This is a genomic window from Streptomyces sp. NPDC040405, assembly GCF_055595765.1.
The window spans coordinates 247,618-263,577 of sequence record NZ_JBVIVI010000004.1; the positions used below are offsets into that span (position 1 = coordinate 247,618).

Sequence of the window (15,960 nt, forward strand, 5' to 3'; positions counted from 1 at the left end):
CGCGGTCACCGGGCGGCCCCCGCGCGGTCGCCGGGGGAGGTGGCCGCGGGCGGCTGACGCAGGACGGCCCGCATGTCGCGCACCGCGTGCCAGGTGCCCCGCCAGGTGCCGGTGACCTTCGATTTTCCGGCCCGCGGCCGGTACGGCACGTCGCGCTCCTCGATCCGCCAGCCCGCGTCGGCGGCCCGCACGACCATCTGCAGCGGGTAGCCGCTGCGGCGGTCGGTGAGGCCCAGATCCAGCAGCGGTGCGCGCCGCGCGGCCCGCAGGGGGCCGAGGTCGTGCAGTACGGCTCCGGTGCGCCGCCGCACCATCGAGGACAGGGCGAGGTTGCCGAGCCGGGCGTGTACGGGCCAGGCGCCGCGCTCCTGGGGGCGGCGGCGCCCCAGGACGAGGTCGGCGTCGCCGTCGGCGACGCTCCGTACGAAGCCCGTCAGCAGCCCGGGGTCCAGCGAGGCGTCGCAGTCGCAGAAGCAGACGACGTCCGCGTCGGCGGCGAGCAGCCCGGCGTGGCAGGCGGCCCCGAAGCCGCGGCGGGGCTCATGGACGACGGTGGCGCCGAGGGAGCGGGCGAGCGCGGCCGAGCCGTCCGTCGAACCGTTGTCGACGACGATGGCGCGCCAGCCGGCGGGGATGCGTTCCAGCACCCAGGGCAGGGCGGCGGCCTCGTCCAGACACGGAAGGACGACGTCCGCATGAGGAGTGGTCGAGTGGGTCACCCGGCCCACCCTACGAACGAAAAAGCCACATTACGGACTTCCAGTCCTTACGAAACACGGACGTCGCCGCCGTGCCCCGGTCATCGGCGGGACGGTCCACCCGGCCGGGTGCCACGCTGGAGCCATGCAGCAGACCCCGCCTCCCGGCCGCGTGCTCGTCGTGGACGACGATCCGACCGTCGCCGAGGTCGTCGCCGGGTACCTCACCCGCGCCGGTTTCGAAGTCGCCCGGGCCGCCGACGGCCCCGGCGCGCTCGCGCGCGCCGACGCCCAATGGCCCGACCTGGTCGTCCTCGACCTCATGCTTCCGGGCATGGACGGCCTGGACGTGTGCCGCACGCTCCGCGGCAAGGGGCCGGTGCCGGTGATCATGCTGACCGCGCGCGGCGACGAGGACGACCGGATCCTCGGTCTTGAGATCGGCGCGGACGACTACGTCACCAAGCCGTTCAGCCCGCGCGAGCTGGTGCTGCGGGTGGAGTCCGTACTGCGCCGCAGCCGCACCGGGCCGCGCGCCTCCGCCGCCCCGGCCGGTGCGCAGCGCCTCGAACGGCCGGGCACCGTGCTGCGCCGCGCCGGGATCACCCTCGATCCGATGGCCCGCCGCGCCACCAAGGACGGCCGGGAACTCGCCCTCACCCTCCGCGAGTTCGACCTGCTGGCCTTCCTGCTGCGCCACCCCGGGCTCGCCTGCACCCGCGAGGAGCTGATGCGGGACGTCTGGGGCTGGGACTTCGGCGACCTGTCCACCGTCACCGTCCATGTGCGGCGGCTGCGCGGAAAGGTCGAGGACGATCCCGCCGCGCCGCGCCTCATCCAGACCGTCTGGGGCGTGGGCTACCGCTTCGACGCGCCGGACACGCCGACTGAGGCTGATCGCCATGAGTGACGTCCTGCTGATGGCCCTGTTCGCGTTCCTCGGCGCCGCCGCGGCCGGGCTCTTCGGGGCGCTCGCCCTGCGGCTGCTGCGCGGCCGGTCCGTCGTCGTGTCCCTCGCCGTCGTGGCCACCGTCGCGGTGACGGCCATGCTCGCCGGGACCCTGGCCGTCGCCTGGGCGATGTTCCTGTCCACGCATGATCTGACGGTCGTCACCACCGTCTGCGCCATGGCCGCCGTGGTGTCCCTGGCCACCGCGCTGCTGCTGGGCCGCTGGGTGGTGGCCCGCAGCCATGAACTGACCCTCGCCGCCCGCTCCTTCGGGGACGGCGGCAGCTTCGCCGCCCCCGGCGGCGCGGCCACCGCCGAACTCGCCGAACTCGGCCGCGAACTGGCCGCGACCAGCGCCAAACTGGCCCGGTCCCGGGAGCGCGAACGGGCCCTGGAGTCCTCCCGCCGCGAGCTGGTCGCCTGGATCTCCCACGATCTGCGCACCCCGCTGGCCGGGCTGCGGGCCATGTCCGAGGCGCTGGAGGACGGCATGGTGGACGACCCGGACCGCTACCACCGCCAGATCCGCACCGAGGTGGAGCGGCTCAACACCATGGTCGGAGACCTCTTCGAGCTGTCCCGCATCCACGCCGGGGCGCTGTCCCTCGCCCCCACGCGGATCTCCGTCTACGACCTGATCGGCGACGCCCTCGCGGGCGCCGACCCGCTCGCCCGCGAGCTGGGCGTCCAGCTGATCGGCGACCCCGTGGACCCCATCCCCGTCGAGGTCGACGGGAAGGAGATGACCCGCGTCCTCGGCAACCTCCTCATCAACGCCATCCGCCGCACCCCGGCCGACGGCACGGTCGCCGTGGCCGCCCGGCGCGAGGCGGACACCGTCGTGCTGTCCGTCACCGACGGCTGCGGCGGCATACCGGAGGAGGATCTGCCGCGCGTGTTCGACACCGGCTGGCGCGGCACCCACGCCCGCACGCCCCCGGCGGGGGCCGGGCTGGGCCTTGCCATCGTCCGCGGCATCGTCGAGGCCCACCACGGCCACGCGGCCGTGACGAACGTGGCCGGCGGCTGCCGCTTCGAGGTCCGCCTCCCCGCCGCCCGGGCGTAGCCACACCTCCGCGGTGCCTCGTGGCGGGCGGCGGCAGCCATGCCGGGCCGCTCGGGCTACCGGACCGTGGCCGCCGGGCGCTGGGCCGCGCGGGCGAACTCGGCCATGCCCTCGGTGAACGGAACCGCGGGCCGCCAGCCCAGCTGTTCGCGGAGCCGACGCGACGAGGCCGTGATGTGCCGTACGTCGCCCAGCCGGTACGCGCCCGTGACCACCGGCGCGGGCCCGCCGCAGGCCACGGCCAGCGCCTCCGCCATCTCGCCCACCGTATGAGGGTCGTCGCTGCCGGTGTTGTACGCGGTGAGGCCGCCCGTGGCCGCCGTGGCGGCGGCCGCCGTGCCCGCGACCGCCTCCAGCGCGGCGGCGTTGGCCGAGGCCACGTCCCGTACGTGGACGAAGTCGCGGCGCTGCCCGCCGTCCTCGTAGACCGTGGGCGCCTCGCCGCGGGCGAGGGCCGAGCGGAAGAAGGAGGCGACGCCCGCGTAGGGGGTGTCGCGCGGCATGCCGGGGCCGTAGACGTTGTGGTAGCGCAGGGAGACTGCGCGGCCGTCCACCGACCGCGCCCACGCCGCCGCCAGATGCTCCTGCGCCAGCTTCGTGGTGGCGTAGACGTTGCGCGGGTCGGCCGGGGCGTCCTCGTCGACCAGGCCCGGCAGCAGCGGGGTGCCGCAGTCCGGGCAGCCGGGCTCGAACCGCCCGGCGGCCAGGTCGGCCTCGGCGCGCGGGCCGGGGCGCACCCGGCCGTGCCGGGGGCAGTCGTAGCGCCCCTCCCCGTACACCACCATCGACCCGGCCAGCACCAGCGAGCGCACATCGCGCTCGGCCATGGCCGCCAGCAGGACCGCCGTGCCCAGGTCGTTGCAGCCGACGTAATCGGGCGCGTCGGCGAAGTCCTTGCCGAGGCCGACCATCGCCGCCTGATGGCAGACGGCGTCCACCCCGCGCAGCGCCTCCTCCACCGCCGCCCGGTCCCGCACATCGGCGTGGATCCACTCGGCGCCGGACGGCCGCGGCGGCTCCGGATGGGCGGCGGGCAGCAGGGCATCGAGGACGACCGGCTCATGGCCGCGGTCGGTGAGTGCGGTGACGATGTGCGAGCCGATGAAGCCCGCGCCTCCGGTGACCAGTACGCGCATGGCCCCGACGCTAGGCGTTCGGCGGCCCCGGATCCCGCGTCCGCGCCGCGCCGTCATCGGTCCGTAAGACCCCGTTCCGGGCGGCTTTCCGCCCGCTGACCCCCTGTGCCCGCCCGATCGCCCCGTGTTCCGGTCACATAAAACACACAACCGTGACGTCCCGGCGTTGCTTGCCACTGCCAGCGTGGCCCGCGATTCACGTCTCTCCCGACCGCCTCCGAGGAACAGAGAGCACCATGACGGCCACCACCGCCGCAGCAGAGCAGCGTCCCCGCAGCCTCAATGACGTCAAGGGGTGGTTCCCCAGCCTTGACCAAGTGCTGTTCGATTTTTTCCTGAGGCGCCAGGAGCGCCTGGGGGAGCGCGGCGACCTCATGGAGATGGGCGCCTACATGGGCAAGAGCGCCATCTTCACCGCCGCCTACCTGCGGCCCGACGAGCGCTTCACGGTCTGCGACCTCTTCGACGCGGAGGACGCGCCGGACGCGAACAACGCGGTGGAGGCCCGGAAGTCGTACTCCACGCTCACCCGCACCGCCTTCGAGCAGAACTATCTGGCGTTCCACGACGCCCTGCCCCACATCCTCCAGGGCACGACCTCGATCGTGCCCAGCCTCGTGGACGACGACACCTGCCGCTTCGTCCACGTCGACGCCTCGCACCTGTACGAGCACGTGGAGGGCGACATCATCGCCGCGCGTGACGTCCTGCTGCCCGGCGGCATCGTCGTGCTCGACGACTTCCGCTCCGAGCACACCCCCGGCGTGGCCGCCGCCGCGTGGGAGGCGGTCTTCAACCGCGGCCTGCGGCCCATCTGCCTGACCACGCAGAAGCTCTACGGCATGTGGGGCGACCCCGGCCCCATCCAGGAAGAGATGCTCGAGGACGAGCAGTGGCGGCGCGGGATGAACATGAGCCGCCAGGAGATCGCGGGCAGCCGCGTGCTGCGGTTCGCCGGGAAGCCGAAGAATCCGGCGGCGCCGCGGTCCCGCTACGCCGACGAGGCGCCCGCCGCCCCCGCCCCGGCCCCGAAGGCGGGCCAGTCGCCCGCCGCCCCGGCCGCCGCCTCCGCCCCGCGCCGCCCCAGCCAGGTCCGACGGCTGGCCGCCGATGTCCTGCCGCCGGTGGTGACACGCGCGATCCGCAAACGCCGCCGCGCCTGACCCGCCCGGCGCCGGTCGGTCCCGGTGGGCCCCCACGCCCAACCGCCGGGCCCCGGCCGCTGCCCGCACGGCGGTGGCGTGGGCCCCGGCTGCGGTCGGTCGGGTACGTGCCGTGGTGGCCGCCGCGCTCGGTCGCCGGGCCCCCGGCCGCCGCCCGTCTGATACGCGCCGCCGTGGCCGCCGTGCTCGGTCGTCGGGCCCCGGCCGTTGCCCGCGTGGCGGTGGCGTGGGCCCCGGCTGCGGTCGGTCTGGTACGCGCCGTGGTGGCCGCCGTGCTCGGTCGTCGGGCCCCGGCCCTGCCTGCGCGGCGGTGAAATGGGCCCGGCCGCAGATGGTCGAGTACGCGCCGTCGGGGGCGGCGCGCTCGGTTGCCGGGCCTCGGCCGCTGCCCGCGCGGCGGTGACACGGGCCCCGGCTGCGGCCGGTCGGGTACGGGCCGTTGTGGCGGCCGCGCGCGGTCGTCGGGCTCCGGCCGTTGCTCGCGCGGCGGTGGCGCGGGTCCGGGCCGCTGTCCGTCTGGTACGGGCCGTCGTGGCCGCCGCCCGGCCCGGGCCGGTGTTCACCCGCGCGTGGCGGGCCTACGGGCGGCGCAGGGCCGGGTGGTCCGCTACCACCGTGCAGGAGCCCGGTGCGACCTCGGTGAAGCCCGCGTCCCGTACGACCGGCAGGCCGCTTTCGGTGAGCGCGCTCCACCGCTCGGCCGTCGCCACCCGCACCGCCAGGGGGAAACCGGCCTCGCGCCATGCCGCCCGCTGCGCGTCGTCCAGCTCCCACCACGCCAGTTGCGCGCCGTGTCCGGCCTGCGCCATCGCCTTGCCCGCCGACATCCCGACCTCCGGGCTCAGCCACAGCACCGGCCCGGCCGGGTCCGGCGCGGGTGGGGGCGTGGGGTCGTCCAGGTCGGTGCCGGAGACCTGGAGCTTGGCCAGCTCCTTGGGCCAGCCGTCCAGCGGCACCGGCGGGAACACCCGCACCTCGGCCGCCGGAACGTCCTCGGCCGCTTCCGCCCGGCCCGTGAGCGTGATGCCCGGCAGGGTCTGGGCCCGCCGCCACTCCGCGCCCCGGGCCCGCCGTACGACCTTGCGGATCCGGGCGTCCTGCCAGTCCCGCACGGCCTCGGCCCACTCGCCGTCCGCCGCCGTCGCCCGCTCGTCCGACAGCAGCACCAGCACCGCCCGCGCCGCCGTCTCCAGCGCGTCCGTACGGGCCGGGGGCGCGGCCTTCTCGATCCGCACCACCAACGGCAGCACGAACTGCGGCGCCGCGTCCCGGTCCGTCTCCGCATGCCGGAACGGGCTGCTGCGGGGGATCGCGGGCGGGCTGGTGGGCATGGCGTCTGAGCTGGTCACGCGCTCCAGTCTGCCAGCACCCGCCGACAGCACCCGCCGACAGCGGCAGCCAGCGGCGGCGGGCCGCCGCCCGAGTGCCTATGCTCAACCAACATGAGACTGCGAGGAGTCGGGCGCCGCTACGGCCTGGCCGGACCCTGGGTGCTGCGCGGCGTCGACCTCGACGTACCGCCGGGCTCGCTGACCCGGGTCGAGGGGACGAACGGCAGCGGCAAATCCACTCTGCTGCGGCTGCTCGCGGGGATCGACGCACCCACCTCGGGCCGGATCACCGGCCGCCCGCGCACCGCGTACGTCCCCGAGCGGTTCCCGGCCGAGCTGCCCTTCTCCGTCCTCGGCTACCTCACCCACCTGGGCCGGATCCACGGCCTGGGCCGGGCCGCGGCGGCGCGCGGGGCGGGGGAGTGGCTGGAGCGGTTCGGGGCGGACGCGTACGCGACCACGCCGCTGGCCGAGCTGTCCAAGGGCACCAGCCAGAAGGTCGCCGTCGCGCAGGCGCTGCTGGCCGCGCCCGCCCTGCTGGTCCTCGACGAGGCGTGGACCGGGCTCGACCGGACCGCGCGCGGCGTTCTGGACGAGGCGGTCGCCGAGCGGGTCGCCGACGGCGCCGCGGTCGTCTTCGTCGACCACGACCCCCGCCGCCTGGCCGGTGCGCCGGACGCGGTGTTCCGGGTCGCGGACGCCCGCCTGGAGCCGCTGCCGGGCCCGGCGGCCGGGTCCCTGCCGGACCCCGGCAGGCCCCCGGCCGCCGCCGGACCACGGATCCAAGTGGAGGCCGAGCGCCCGCCGGGAGCCACCCTCCCCGAGAACCTCCCCGGTGCCCCGCTGCACGCCCCCGGGCCACCGCCCGCGCCGGATGGCGAACCCGCGGTCGTGCGGCTGACGGTCGGTGCGGGCGACTCCGACGAGCTGCTTCGGGTGCTGCTCACCGCCCGGCCGCCCTGGCACATCCGCTCGGTGACCGAAGTCCCCGCCGATCCGGAGGTCTCATGATCGCCCTGCTGCGCTATCAGGCCGCGCTGCTGGTCCGTTCGCATCGCTGGCTGCCGCCGCTCCTCCTCTATGTCGTCTTCATGGGCATCGGGGTGCAGGCCGGGCAGCCGATCCTCGACTCGTTCGGGTTCGCCGCCGCCGGGGTGCTGCCGATCGCCGCCTGGCTGGTGCGGGTGTGCGTCACCAACGAGCCCGCCGCGGCGCGCTCTTGCGCGGCCGCCGCCCAGAGTCCCGGGCGGGTGCATCTGGCCGGTGTGCTGACCGCGCTGGGCGCGGCGGTCGTCCTCGGGGGCGCCGGGACGGCGTACGTCGCGCTGGTCGGCGATCCGCACAGTGCGGACGGCCGGGTCGGGATTCCCGTGGCCTCGGCGACCGTCGCCGGACTGCTGGCCGCGCTCGCCTGCGCGCTGCTGGGCACGGCCGTCGGCGCGCTGTGCAACAGGCCGCTGCTGCACCGCCCCGGCTGGGCCGTCCTCTCCACCGTGCTCGCCGCGCTACTCGTCTCCGTGGTCGGCGCCTCGCCCGCGAACGCCGCCGTGTCGGGGCTGGTCAACGGCTCACGCAGCGGCACCGTTACGGTGCCGCTGCTGCCCCTCGCCGTGACCGCCGTGCTCGCCGCCGGGGCGACGGCGCTCGCGTGTGCGCTCAGCTCACGCCGTCAGTGACGCCAGGGCCCGGTGACGGCGAAGGTGGTGCCCGGGGTGTAGCAGTTCACGTACATCGTGCGGTGGTCCGGGGCGAAGGTGACGCCCGCGAACTCACCCCACTCGGGCTTGTCCTCGGTACCGATGTTCTGGCGCCCGCGCGCCATCGGGTAGACCTCACCGCGCCGGGTCAGCCCGTAGACGTGCTGTGCGCCCTCGCCGTCCTCGCAGACCATCAGCCCGCCGCTGGGCGCGAGCGTGATGTTGTCCGGTGACTCGCCGGGCAGTTGGACGTCCGTGCCGGGGCCGAAGACGATCACCAGGGTGAGCCGGTGGCGCTGCGGCTCGTAGCGCCAGATCTGCCCGAAGTGGTCGGCGGCCGAGCCGTCGGCGCTCTTGGCGAAGCTGGAGACGAAGTAGACCGACGTGCCGCCCCAGTAGCAGCCCTCCAGCTTCTGGGCGTGGGTGATGCCGCCCGCGCCGAAGTCCTGGAACCGGATGGGCGTTTCCTTCGCGAGCGGATCGGGGACGGTCACCCACTCGATGCCGCTGAAGGACGTCCCCGGCTCCTGCACGGTGGACAGGTCGGCCACCCCCGGCACCCGCAGCGCCTGGAGCTTGCCGCCCGCGCGCAGCGACCCGGTCCCGCCGAGGGGTTTACGGGGCAGGAAGCGGTAGAAGAGCCCGAAGGGCTTCTCGAAGGCGTCCTCGGTCTCGTAGACGACGCCGCTGCGCGGGTCGACGGCGATGGCCTCGTGCTGGAAGCGGCCCATGGCGGTGAGCGGTGTAGCGCCGGTGCGGCGCGGATCGTACGGGTCGACCTCGAAGATGAACCCGTGGTCCTTGGTGTAGCCGTTCGTACCGGCCCTGTCCTCGGTCTCCTCGCAGGTCAGCCACGTACGCCAGGGCGTCGGGCCGCCCGCGCAGTTGACGGCCGTACCGGCGATGGCGACCCGCTCCGACAGCACCCGGTTGGCGGAGTCGAGCGCGAGGGCGGTGCAGCCGCCCATGCCCATCGGGTCGTAGGTGAGGCCCTTGACGGCGGGGACGCGGATCGCGGCGTCCTTGCGGTTCTCGTGGTTGCGGACCAGATGCGTACAGGCCTCCCGGCCGCTCGCGCGGCCCGGGAAGGCGGCCATGCCGTCGCAGTGGCTGGGGACCTTGCCCTCACCGGAACGCAGCGCGTCGCCCTCGCGGGACAGCACGCGGTAGCGGAAGCCCTCGGGGAGGTCGAGCAGGCCGTCCGGATCGGGCACGAGCGGGCCGTAGCCGCCGCGCGCGGCGGTGTCCGGGGCCGCTGGGGCCGCCCGGTCCGGTGTGTCGGCCGTGGCCGTACCGGCGAAGAGTTCCTGGATGCTGCCGGTGAAGGCGATGGAGGCGCCCAGCGCACCGGTACGGCCCAGGATCTGACGTCGTGTCGCTGACATGCGGTAACTCCCTGCTGGCGGACAGGAAAGATGACCGCACGTGTGTATCACGCGCCCGGGCCGCCCGGGAACCATCTGATCGATACGGCGCGCACAGGCACCCCCGGCCTACGCTCCGGCCAGTTCCCTCGCGTCGCGGGCGAGCGCGGTGAGCCGGGATATCGCCCGGAAGTACTTCTTGCGGTAGCCGCCGTTCAGCATCTCCTCGCTGAACAGCTGGTCGAACGGCACCCCGGAGGCCAGCACCGGCACCTCGCGGTCGTACAGCCGGTCCGCCAGCACCACCAGCCGCAGCGCGGTCGACTGGTCGGGCACGGGGCCGACCCCGGTCAGGCACACGGCCTGGATGCCGTCGCACATCGCGCCGTAACGGCTCGGATGCACCTGCGACAGGTGCTCCAGCAGGGCGGGGAAGGCGTCCAGGGAGGCGCCGGGGGTGCGCTTGGCCGCGCGGGTGACCGCCTCGTCGGAGTGCGGGGCGGGGGCCTCGGGCAGCCCCCGGTGGCGGTAGTCCTCGCCGTCGATGCGCACCGGCCGGAAGTGGGCGGACAGCCCCTGGATCTCGCGCAGGAAGTCGGCGGCGGCGAACCGGCCCTCGCCGAGTTTGCCGGGGAGGGTGTTGGAGGTCGCGGCGAGCGCCACGCCCGCCTCGACCAGCCTGCCCAGCAGGGACGAGACGAGGACGGTGTCGCCCGGGTCGTCCAGCTCGAACTCGTCGATGCACAGCAGCCGGTGATCGCTCAGGGTCTTCACGGTCTGCTGGAAGCCGAGCGCGCCCACCAGGTTCGTCAGCTCCACGAAGGTGCCGAACGCTTTCTGCTCGGCCGCGGCCGGGGTCGCGTGCCACAGGGAGGCCAGCAGGTGGGTCTTGCCGACGCCGTACCCGCCGTCGAGGTACACCCCGCGCGGGCCGCTGGGGGCGGGCTTGGCCGCCCGGCGGAACCAGCCTCTGCGGCCGCCCTTGCCCGCGCAAGCGCCGCTGCCGCCCAGCCCCTCGGCGAAGCCGCGCAGCACGGTGACGGCCTCGGTCTGGCTGGGCTGGTCGCGGTCCGGGATGTAGTTGTCGAAGCTCACCGTGGCGAACCGGGGCGGCGGCACCATCTCGGCCACCAGGCGCTCGGCAGGCACCTGCGGCGCGCGGGCCGTGAGGGCGACGGGGGCTTCGGCGGCTATGGAGCCTGCCGAGCCGGACGTGGTGATTGGTGCAGACACGGGTGTCCAGGGTAGTCGCTTTTCCCGAGAGGACCGTCCCGGAGGGAGCCATGTCACACTGCGGCCATGCGACGCCTGTTCCCCTTGGCCACCGAACCGTCCGAACCGTCCGCCGCCCCGGAAGATGGCACGTCCGCCGCCGCCTCCGCCGCCGACCGCGAGTGGGGGCTGGACGAGCTGGCCGACGCGTACGCCTATCCGGACCGGCCGCAGAGCGCCTCGGGGGCGTATCTGCGGGCCAACATGGTGTCCTCGCTGGACGGCGCGGCACACCACGACGGCCGGTCGCAGCCGCTGTCGTCCGACACCGACATGCGGATCTTCGGGGTGCTGCGCGGGCTCGCCGACGCGGTGGTGGTCGGCGCCGAGACCGTGCGCCAGGAGGGCTACCGGCCCGCCCGCGCCCGGGAGGCGTTCGCCGAGCGCCGGGCCGCGCTCGGCCAGCCCCCGGCGCCCGCGATCGCCGTGGTCAGCGCGAGCCTGGAGCTGGACTTCGCCAGGCCGCTGTTCACCGAGCCGCTGGTGCCGACCGTGGTGATCACCGGTGCGCAGGCCGCGGAGGAGCGGATCGAGGCGGCGCGGGCGGCCGGGGCCCGGGTGGTGCGCGCGGGGGCCGGTCCCTCGGGGCGGGTCGACGTGGCGGCGATCCCGGCGGCGCTCGCCGAGCTGGGCCACACCCGGCTGCTGACGGAGGGCGGCCCCAGGCTGCTGGCGCAGTTCGTGACCGCGGGGGTGCTGGACGAGCTGTGCCTCGCCGTGGCCCCGCTGATGGTCGCGGGCGACGCGGCACGGATCGCGAACGGCCCCCTGGCCATGGAACCGGAGCGGTTCGCTCTCGCTTCCGTACTGGAGGACGCCGGTTTCCTTTTCACCCGCTACCGTCGGATTTACCCATAGTTTTGCGCTAAACGGACTGCATTCCCACCACGCATTCCCACCACCCCGTCCCCACCGCATTCCCACCGCTTCGTTGAAGGCTTGAAGAACGAGAGGGCGCACGTCGTGTTCACGAGCATTTTGATGATCGAAAAGCCGCTGACCGCTGCCGACGTGGAGTTCGTCACCACCCTGCACGGCGACGACCCGGTCTCCTTCGTCGTGCTGATGCAGCCCCGGGGCAGCAAGGACCGGCTGCTCCGCGCCATCGACGACATCGCCCTCGGCGAGCTGGAACAGGCCACCCAGGAGGGCGAGGAGCCGGAGGGCAGCGAGGCGCTGGAGCCCGCCGAGCGCGCCCTGAACCACTCGGTGGCGGCCCTGCGTGCGGCGGGCAGCGAGGCCCGCGGCCACGTCGTACAGCGGCGCCCCCTGGACGTCCTGCGCGGGGTGGTGGAGGAGACGGGCGCCGACGAGGTGATCGTCCTCACCGCGCCGCACTTCGTGGAGGAGTTCTTCCACCGCGACTGGGCCTCCCGGGCCCGCCACAAGGTCGGCGTCCCGGTGCTGAAGCTCTTCTCGCACACGGACGACGAGGTCGACGAGGGGCAGGCCACCACGGGCGGCTGAGCGCCGTAAGGGGAACCGTGGGGGAGGAGCCCGGCGGGGTGCGAGAATCGGGCCGACAGAACCCAGAAGACCGCTCACCCAGGGGAGACCCGTACATGGCACCGGCCGGCATTGCCCCCGACGCGCTGGACCGTCCGCATTTCATCGGCATCGGCGGCGCCGGTATGTCCGGCGTCGCGAAGGTCCTCGTCCAGCGCGGCGCACGGGTCGCGGGCAGTGACTCCAAGGACTCCCCGATCGTCGCCGCGCTGCGCGAGCTGGGCGCGACCGTGCACATCGGCCACGCCGCCGGGAACGTCGCGCCCGACGCCACCAGCGTCGTCGTCTCCAGCGCCATCCGCGCGGACAACCTCGAACTGGTCACGGCCCACGAGCGCGGCATCCCCGTCGTGCACCGCTCCGACGCCCTGGCCGCCCTGATGGACGGCCACCGCCCGATCGCGGTCGCCGGTACGCACGGCAAGACGACCACGACCTCGATGCTCGCCGTCTCGCTGAGCACCCTCGGCCTCGACCCGTCGTACGTGATCGGCGGCGACCTGGACGTGCCCGGCTCCAGCGCCGAGCACGGCGGCGGCGAGATCTTCGTCGCGGAGGCCGACGAGAGCGACCGCAGCTTCCACAAGTACGCGCCCGAGGTCGCGATCATCCTCAACGTGGAGCTGGACCACCACGCCAACTACGCCTCCATGGACGAGATCTACGACTCGTTCCGCACCTTCGTGGAGCGCGTCCGGCCCGGTGGCACCCTGGTGATCTCCGCCGACCACCCCGGCGCCCGCGAGCTGACCGCCGAGCTCGCGGGCCGCGAGGGCCTGCGGGTGCTCACCTACGGCGAGGCCGCCGACGCGGACGTGCGGGTCCTGGAGGTCGTCCCGCACGGGCTGACCAGCGAGGTCACCGTCCAGCTCGCGGAGGCCCTGAGCGGCGGGGAGGACGACGGGAAGATCACCTTCACCGTCTCCGTGCCCGGCCGCCACTACGCGCACAACGCCGTCGCCGCGCTCGCCGCGGGCGCCGCGCTGGACGTCCCCGTCCGCGACCTCGCCCCCGCCATCGCCTCGTACACGGGCGTCAAGCGGCGCCTCCAGCTCAAGGGCACCGCGGCCGGGGTGCAGGTCATCGACTCGTACGCGCACCACCCCACCGAGATCGCCGCCGACCTGGAGGCGATCCGCGGCGGCGCCGGGGAGGGCCGGGTCCTGGTGGTCTTCCAGCCGCATCTGTTCAGCCGTACGCAGGAGCTGGGCGCCGAGATGGGCGAGGCCCTGACGCTGGCCGACGCCTCCGTCGTCCTCGACATCTACCCGGCCCGCGAGGACCCGGTCCCCGGCATCACCAGCGACCTGGTGATCGACGCCGCCGCCCGCCACGGCGCGGACGTGACCGCCGAGCACGACCGCTCCGCGATCCCCGGCCTGATCGCCGGAATGGCGGGGCCCGGTGACCTTGTTCTCACCATGGGCGCGGGCGATGTCACCGACCTCGGTCCGGAGATCCTCGCCCGTCTGCAGACGCGGCGGGCCCGGAGCGCCCTGAGGAGCCCGGCGAGCCGGGAGAGCTGAGGAGGGTCCGTCCATGGCGTACGAGATCGACAAGCCGGATGAGCAGTGGCGCGCGGAGCTGACCCCGCAGGAGTACCAGGTCCTGCGCGAGGCGGGCACCGAGCGCCCCTTCACCGGTGAATACACCGACACCAAGACGACCGGCGTCTACTCGTGCCGGGCGTGCGGCGCGGAGCTGTTCCGCTCCGAGACGAAGTTCGAGAGCCACTGCGGCTGGCCGTCCTTCTACGACCCGGCGGACTCCTCCGCGGTCGAGCTGATCGACGACCGTTCGCTCGGCATGGTCCGCACCGAGGTGCGGTGCGCCCGCTGCGGCTCGCACCTCGGCCATGTCTTCGCGGGCGAGGGCTATCCGACCCCGACCGACCAGCGGTACTGCATCAACTCCATCTCGCTGCGGCTCGCCCCTCAGGAGGCCCCTCAGGAGGGCTGAGTCCGTAGTACGACGGCCGTCTCCGGCGGCAGCCGCAGCGCGCCGTCCGGGCCCGGCGGCTCGACCGGCCGCCAAGCGGCGACCACCTCGGCGGGGCCCGGCTCCAGCCGGGCGTCCGCCGCCCGGTTCTGCGGGTTGAGGACGATACGCAGCGGGCCGCGCCGGAAGCCGAAGCAGCCGTCCGGACCGGTCGCCGCCTCCGTGCGGGACCAGTCGGGGTCGGTCAGGGCGGGCTCGGCGCGGCGCAGCGCGATCAGCCGCCGGTGCCAGTCCAGCAGCGCCCGGTGCGGCTCCCGGCCCGGCTCCGCCCAGTCCAGACAGGACCGCAGCCGGGTCGCCGGGTCCTGGGGGTCCGGGATGTCCGTCTCCGCCCAGCCGTGGGCGGCGAACTCGCGGCGCCGCCCGCGCCGTACCGCCTCGGCCAGCTCCGGGTCCCGGTGGTCGGTGAAGTACTGCCAGGGCGTCCCCGCGCCCCACTCCTCGCCCATGAAGAGCATCGGGGTGAACGGCGCGCACAGCACGACGGCCGCCGCGCAGGCCAGCAGCCCGGGGGAGAGGCGGGCGGACAGCCGGTCGCCGGTCGCCCGGTTGCCGATCTGGTCGTGCGTCTGGGCGTAGCCGAGGAGCCGGTGCGCCGGAGTGGTGGGCGGGTGCAGCGGGCTGCCGTGGCGGCGGGCCCGGAAGGCCGAATACGTGCCGTCGTGGAAGAAGCCCTTCCGAAGGGTCTTGGCCAGGGCCGCGGGCCCCCCGGCGGCGAAGGCGGCGAAGTCCGCGTAGTAGCCCTGCCGTTCGCCGGTGAGGTACGTGTGCAGGGCGTGATGGAAGTCGTCGTTCCACTGGGCGTGCAGACCGTGGCCGCCCGCCTCGCGCCCGGTGGTGGTGCGGGGGTCGTTCAGATCCGACTCGCCGATCAGGAACAGCGGCCGCCCGACCCGGGCCGCCAGCGCGTCCACCGCGGCGGACAGCTCGGCCAGGAAGTGCCGCGCCCGGGTGTCGTGCAGCGCGTGCACGGCGTCCAGCCGCAGCCCGTCCAGCCGGTAGTCGCGCAGCCAGGCGAGCGCGCTGCCGAGGAAGTACGCGCGGACCTCGTCGGAGCCGGGCGCGTCCAGGTTGACCGCCGCGCCCCACGGGGTGTGGTGGGTGTCGGTGAAGTACGGCCCGAACTCCGGCAGTCGGTTGCCGGACGGGCCCAGGTGGTTGTGCACCACGTCCAGCACGACGCCGAGCCCGTGCCGGTGCGCGGCGGCCACGAACCGGGCCAGCCCCTCGGGTCCGCCGTACGGCTCGTGCACGGCCCACGGCGCGACCCCGTCGTACCCCCAGCCGTGCGTCCCGGGGAACGGGCAGACCGGCATCAGCTCCACATGCGTGACGCCCAAGTCGGCCAGGTGGGGGAGCCGTTCGGCGGCCGCGTCGAAGGTGCCCTCCGGGGTGAACGTCCCGATGTGCAGCTCGTACAGCACCGCGCCCGGCAGCGGCCGCCCGAACCACTCCCGCTCCCACGGGAACCGGGAGTGGTCCACCACCGCGCTCAGCCCCTCCGGGCCTTCCGGCTGGCGGCGGGAGCGCGGATCGGGCAGCGGGGGGCCGCCGTCCAGCGCGAAGCCGTACGCCGTCCCGTGCCCCGCCTCGGCCTCGGCCCGCCACCACCCGTCCCGGGCGGGATCGCGCTCCATGGGATGCGTACGGCCCTCCACGTGAAGCCCCACTCGTTCGGCATGCGGCGCCCACACCTCGAACAGCACTGGCGTCTCCTCACATCGTCCTGCGGACGGCTTCGGAAACCATGCTGTGGGACGGAGCACCTGACGCGCAGCAG

Annotated in this window: 15 protein-coding genes; 9 read left to right on the forward strand and 6 right to left on the reverse strand. The window is 74.6% G+C overall.

Annotated elements, in window-relative coordinates; genetic code table 11:
* Positions 1–5: 5 nt before the first annotated feature.
* The gene (locus ACZ59A_RS18870; RefSeq protein WP_470960032.1) at positions 6–728 is read right to left on the reverse strand and encodes a glycosyltransferase family 2 protein; all 723 of its coding nucleotides are present in this window, start codon (positions 726–728) and stop codon (positions 6–8) included.
* 115 nt (positions 729–843) lie between these two features.
* Here ACZ59A_RS18870 and ACZ59A_RS18875 point away from each other — a divergent pair, with 115 nt between their 5' ends.
* Together ACZ59A_RS18875 and ACZ59A_RS18880 are read left to right on the forward strand one after the other, a co-directional pair.
* The gene (locus tag ACZ59A_RS18875) at positions 844–1,608 is read left to right on the forward strand and encodes a response regulator transcription factor (protein WP_470960034.1); all 765 of its coding nucleotides are present in this window, start codon (positions 844–846) and stop codon (positions 1,606–1,608) included.
* Positions 1,601–2,713 carry a sensor histidine kinase gene (locus ACZ59A_RS18880; protein ID WP_470960036.1) on the forward strand — a complete coding sequence of 371 codons (1,113 nt, stop codon included), beginning with the start codon at positions 1,601–1,603 and terminating at the stop codon, positions 2,711–2,713. Before ACZ59A_RS18875 ends, ACZ59A_RS18880 begins: the two co-directional genes overlap by 8 nt.
* A gap of 56 nt (positions 2,714–2,769) precedes the next feature.
* Here ACZ59A_RS18880 and ACZ59A_RS18885 read toward each other — a convergent pair whose 3' ends face one another.
* Positions 2,770–3,849 (reverse strand): NAD-dependent epimerase/dehydratase family protein, encoded by a 1,080-nt coding sequence (locus ACZ59A_RS18885; RefSeq protein WP_470960038.1) that lies wholly within the window; start codon positions 3,847–3,849, stop codon positions 2,770–2,772.
* Positions 3,850–4,085: 236 nt separating this feature from the next.
* On the opposite strand from ACZ59A_RS18885, the gene ACZ59A_RS18890 reads away from it, so the two are divergent.
* On the forward strand, positions 4,086–5,012 hold the full coding sequence (locus ACZ59A_RS18890) for a class I SAM-dependent methyltransferase (RefSeq protein WP_470960040.1): 927 nt from the start codon (positions 4,086–4,088) through the stop codon (positions 5,010–5,012).
* Positions 5,013–5,590: 578 nt separating this feature from the next.
* Here the strand turns inward: ACZ59A_RS18890 and ACZ59A_RS18895 are convergent.
* A complete protein-coding gene (locus ACZ59A_RS18895; protein WP_470960628.1) occupies positions 5,591–6,343 on the reverse strand; it encodes a peptidyl-tRNA hydrolase in 753 nt (250 codons plus the stop codon).
* Positions 6,344–6,454: 111 nt separating this feature from the next.
* Here ACZ59A_RS18895 and ACZ59A_RS18900 point away from each other — a divergent pair, with 111 nt between their 5' ends.
* Positions 6,455–7,354, forward strand: a complete 900-nt coding sequence (locus tag ACZ59A_RS18900) for an ABC transporter ATP-binding protein (RefSeq protein ID WP_470960042.1) — start codon at positions 6,455–6,457, stop codon at positions 7,352–7,354.
* Positions 7,351–8,019, forward strand: coding sequence for an ABC transporter (locus ACZ59A_RS18905; RefSeq protein WP_470960044.1), 669 nt, complete (start codon positions 7,351–7,353; stop codon positions 8,017–8,019). Before ACZ59A_RS18900 ends, ACZ59A_RS18905 begins: the two co-directional genes overlap by 4 nt.
* Here ACZ59A_RS18905 and ACZ59A_RS18910 read toward each other — a convergent pair.
* Complete coding sequence (locus tag ACZ59A_RS18910) at positions 8,013–9,425, reverse strand: alkaline phosphatase PhoX (RefSeq protein ID WP_470960046.1); 1,413 nt, start codon at positions 9,423–9,425, stop codon at positions 8,013–8,015. The two genes, ACZ59A_RS18905 and ACZ59A_RS18910, sit on opposite strands and share 7 nt — an antisense overlap.
* Positions 9,426–9,533: 108 nt before the next feature.
* A complete protein-coding gene (zapE, locus tag ACZ59A_RS18915) occupies positions 9,534–10,637 on the reverse strand; it encodes a cell division protein ZapE (RefSeq protein ID WP_470960048.1) in 1,104 nt (367 codons plus the stop codon).
* Between the two features lie 66 nt (positions 10,638–10,703).
* On the opposite strand from zapE, the gene ACZ59A_RS18920 reads away from it, so the two are divergent.
* The 4 genes from ACZ59A_RS18920 (at position 10,704) to msrB (ending at position 14,141) form a co-directional block, all read left to right on the forward strand.
* Positions 10,704–11,534, forward strand: coding sequence for a pyrimidine reductase family protein (locus tag ACZ59A_RS18920; protein ID WP_470960050.1), 831 nt, complete (start codon positions 10,704–10,706; stop codon positions 11,532–11,534).
* A 123-nt stretch (positions 11,535–11,657) separates the two neighbouring features.
* Positions 11,658–12,143 (forward strand): indole-3-glycerol phosphate synthase, encoded by a 486-nt coding sequence (locus ACZ59A_RS18925; RefSeq protein WP_470960052.1) that lies wholly within the window; start codon positions 11,658–11,660, stop codon positions 12,141–12,143.
* Positions 12,144–12,238: 95 nt separating this feature from the next.
* Complete coding sequence (gene murC / locus ACZ59A_RS18930; RefSeq protein WP_470960054.1) at positions 12,239–13,708, forward strand: UDP-N-acetylmuramate--L-alanine ligase; 1,470 nt, start codon at positions 12,239–12,241, stop codon at positions 13,706–13,708.
* A 13-nt stretch (positions 13,709–13,721) separates the two neighbouring features.
* Positions 13,722–14,141, forward strand: a complete 420-nt coding sequence (gene msrB / locus ACZ59A_RS18935; protein ID WP_470960056.1) for a peptide-methionine (R)-S-oxide reductase MsrB — start codon at positions 13,722–13,724, stop codon at positions 14,139–14,141.
* Here the strand turns inward: msrB and treZ are convergent.
* Entirely contained in the window at positions 14,129–15,886 is a 1,758-nt protein-coding gene (gene treZ / locus ACZ59A_RS18940; protein ID WP_470960058.1) for a malto-oligosyltrehalose trehalohydrolase, read from the reverse strand. The genes msrB and treZ overlap by 13 nt on opposite strands.
* Positions 15,887–15,960 lie beyond the last annotated feature (74 nt).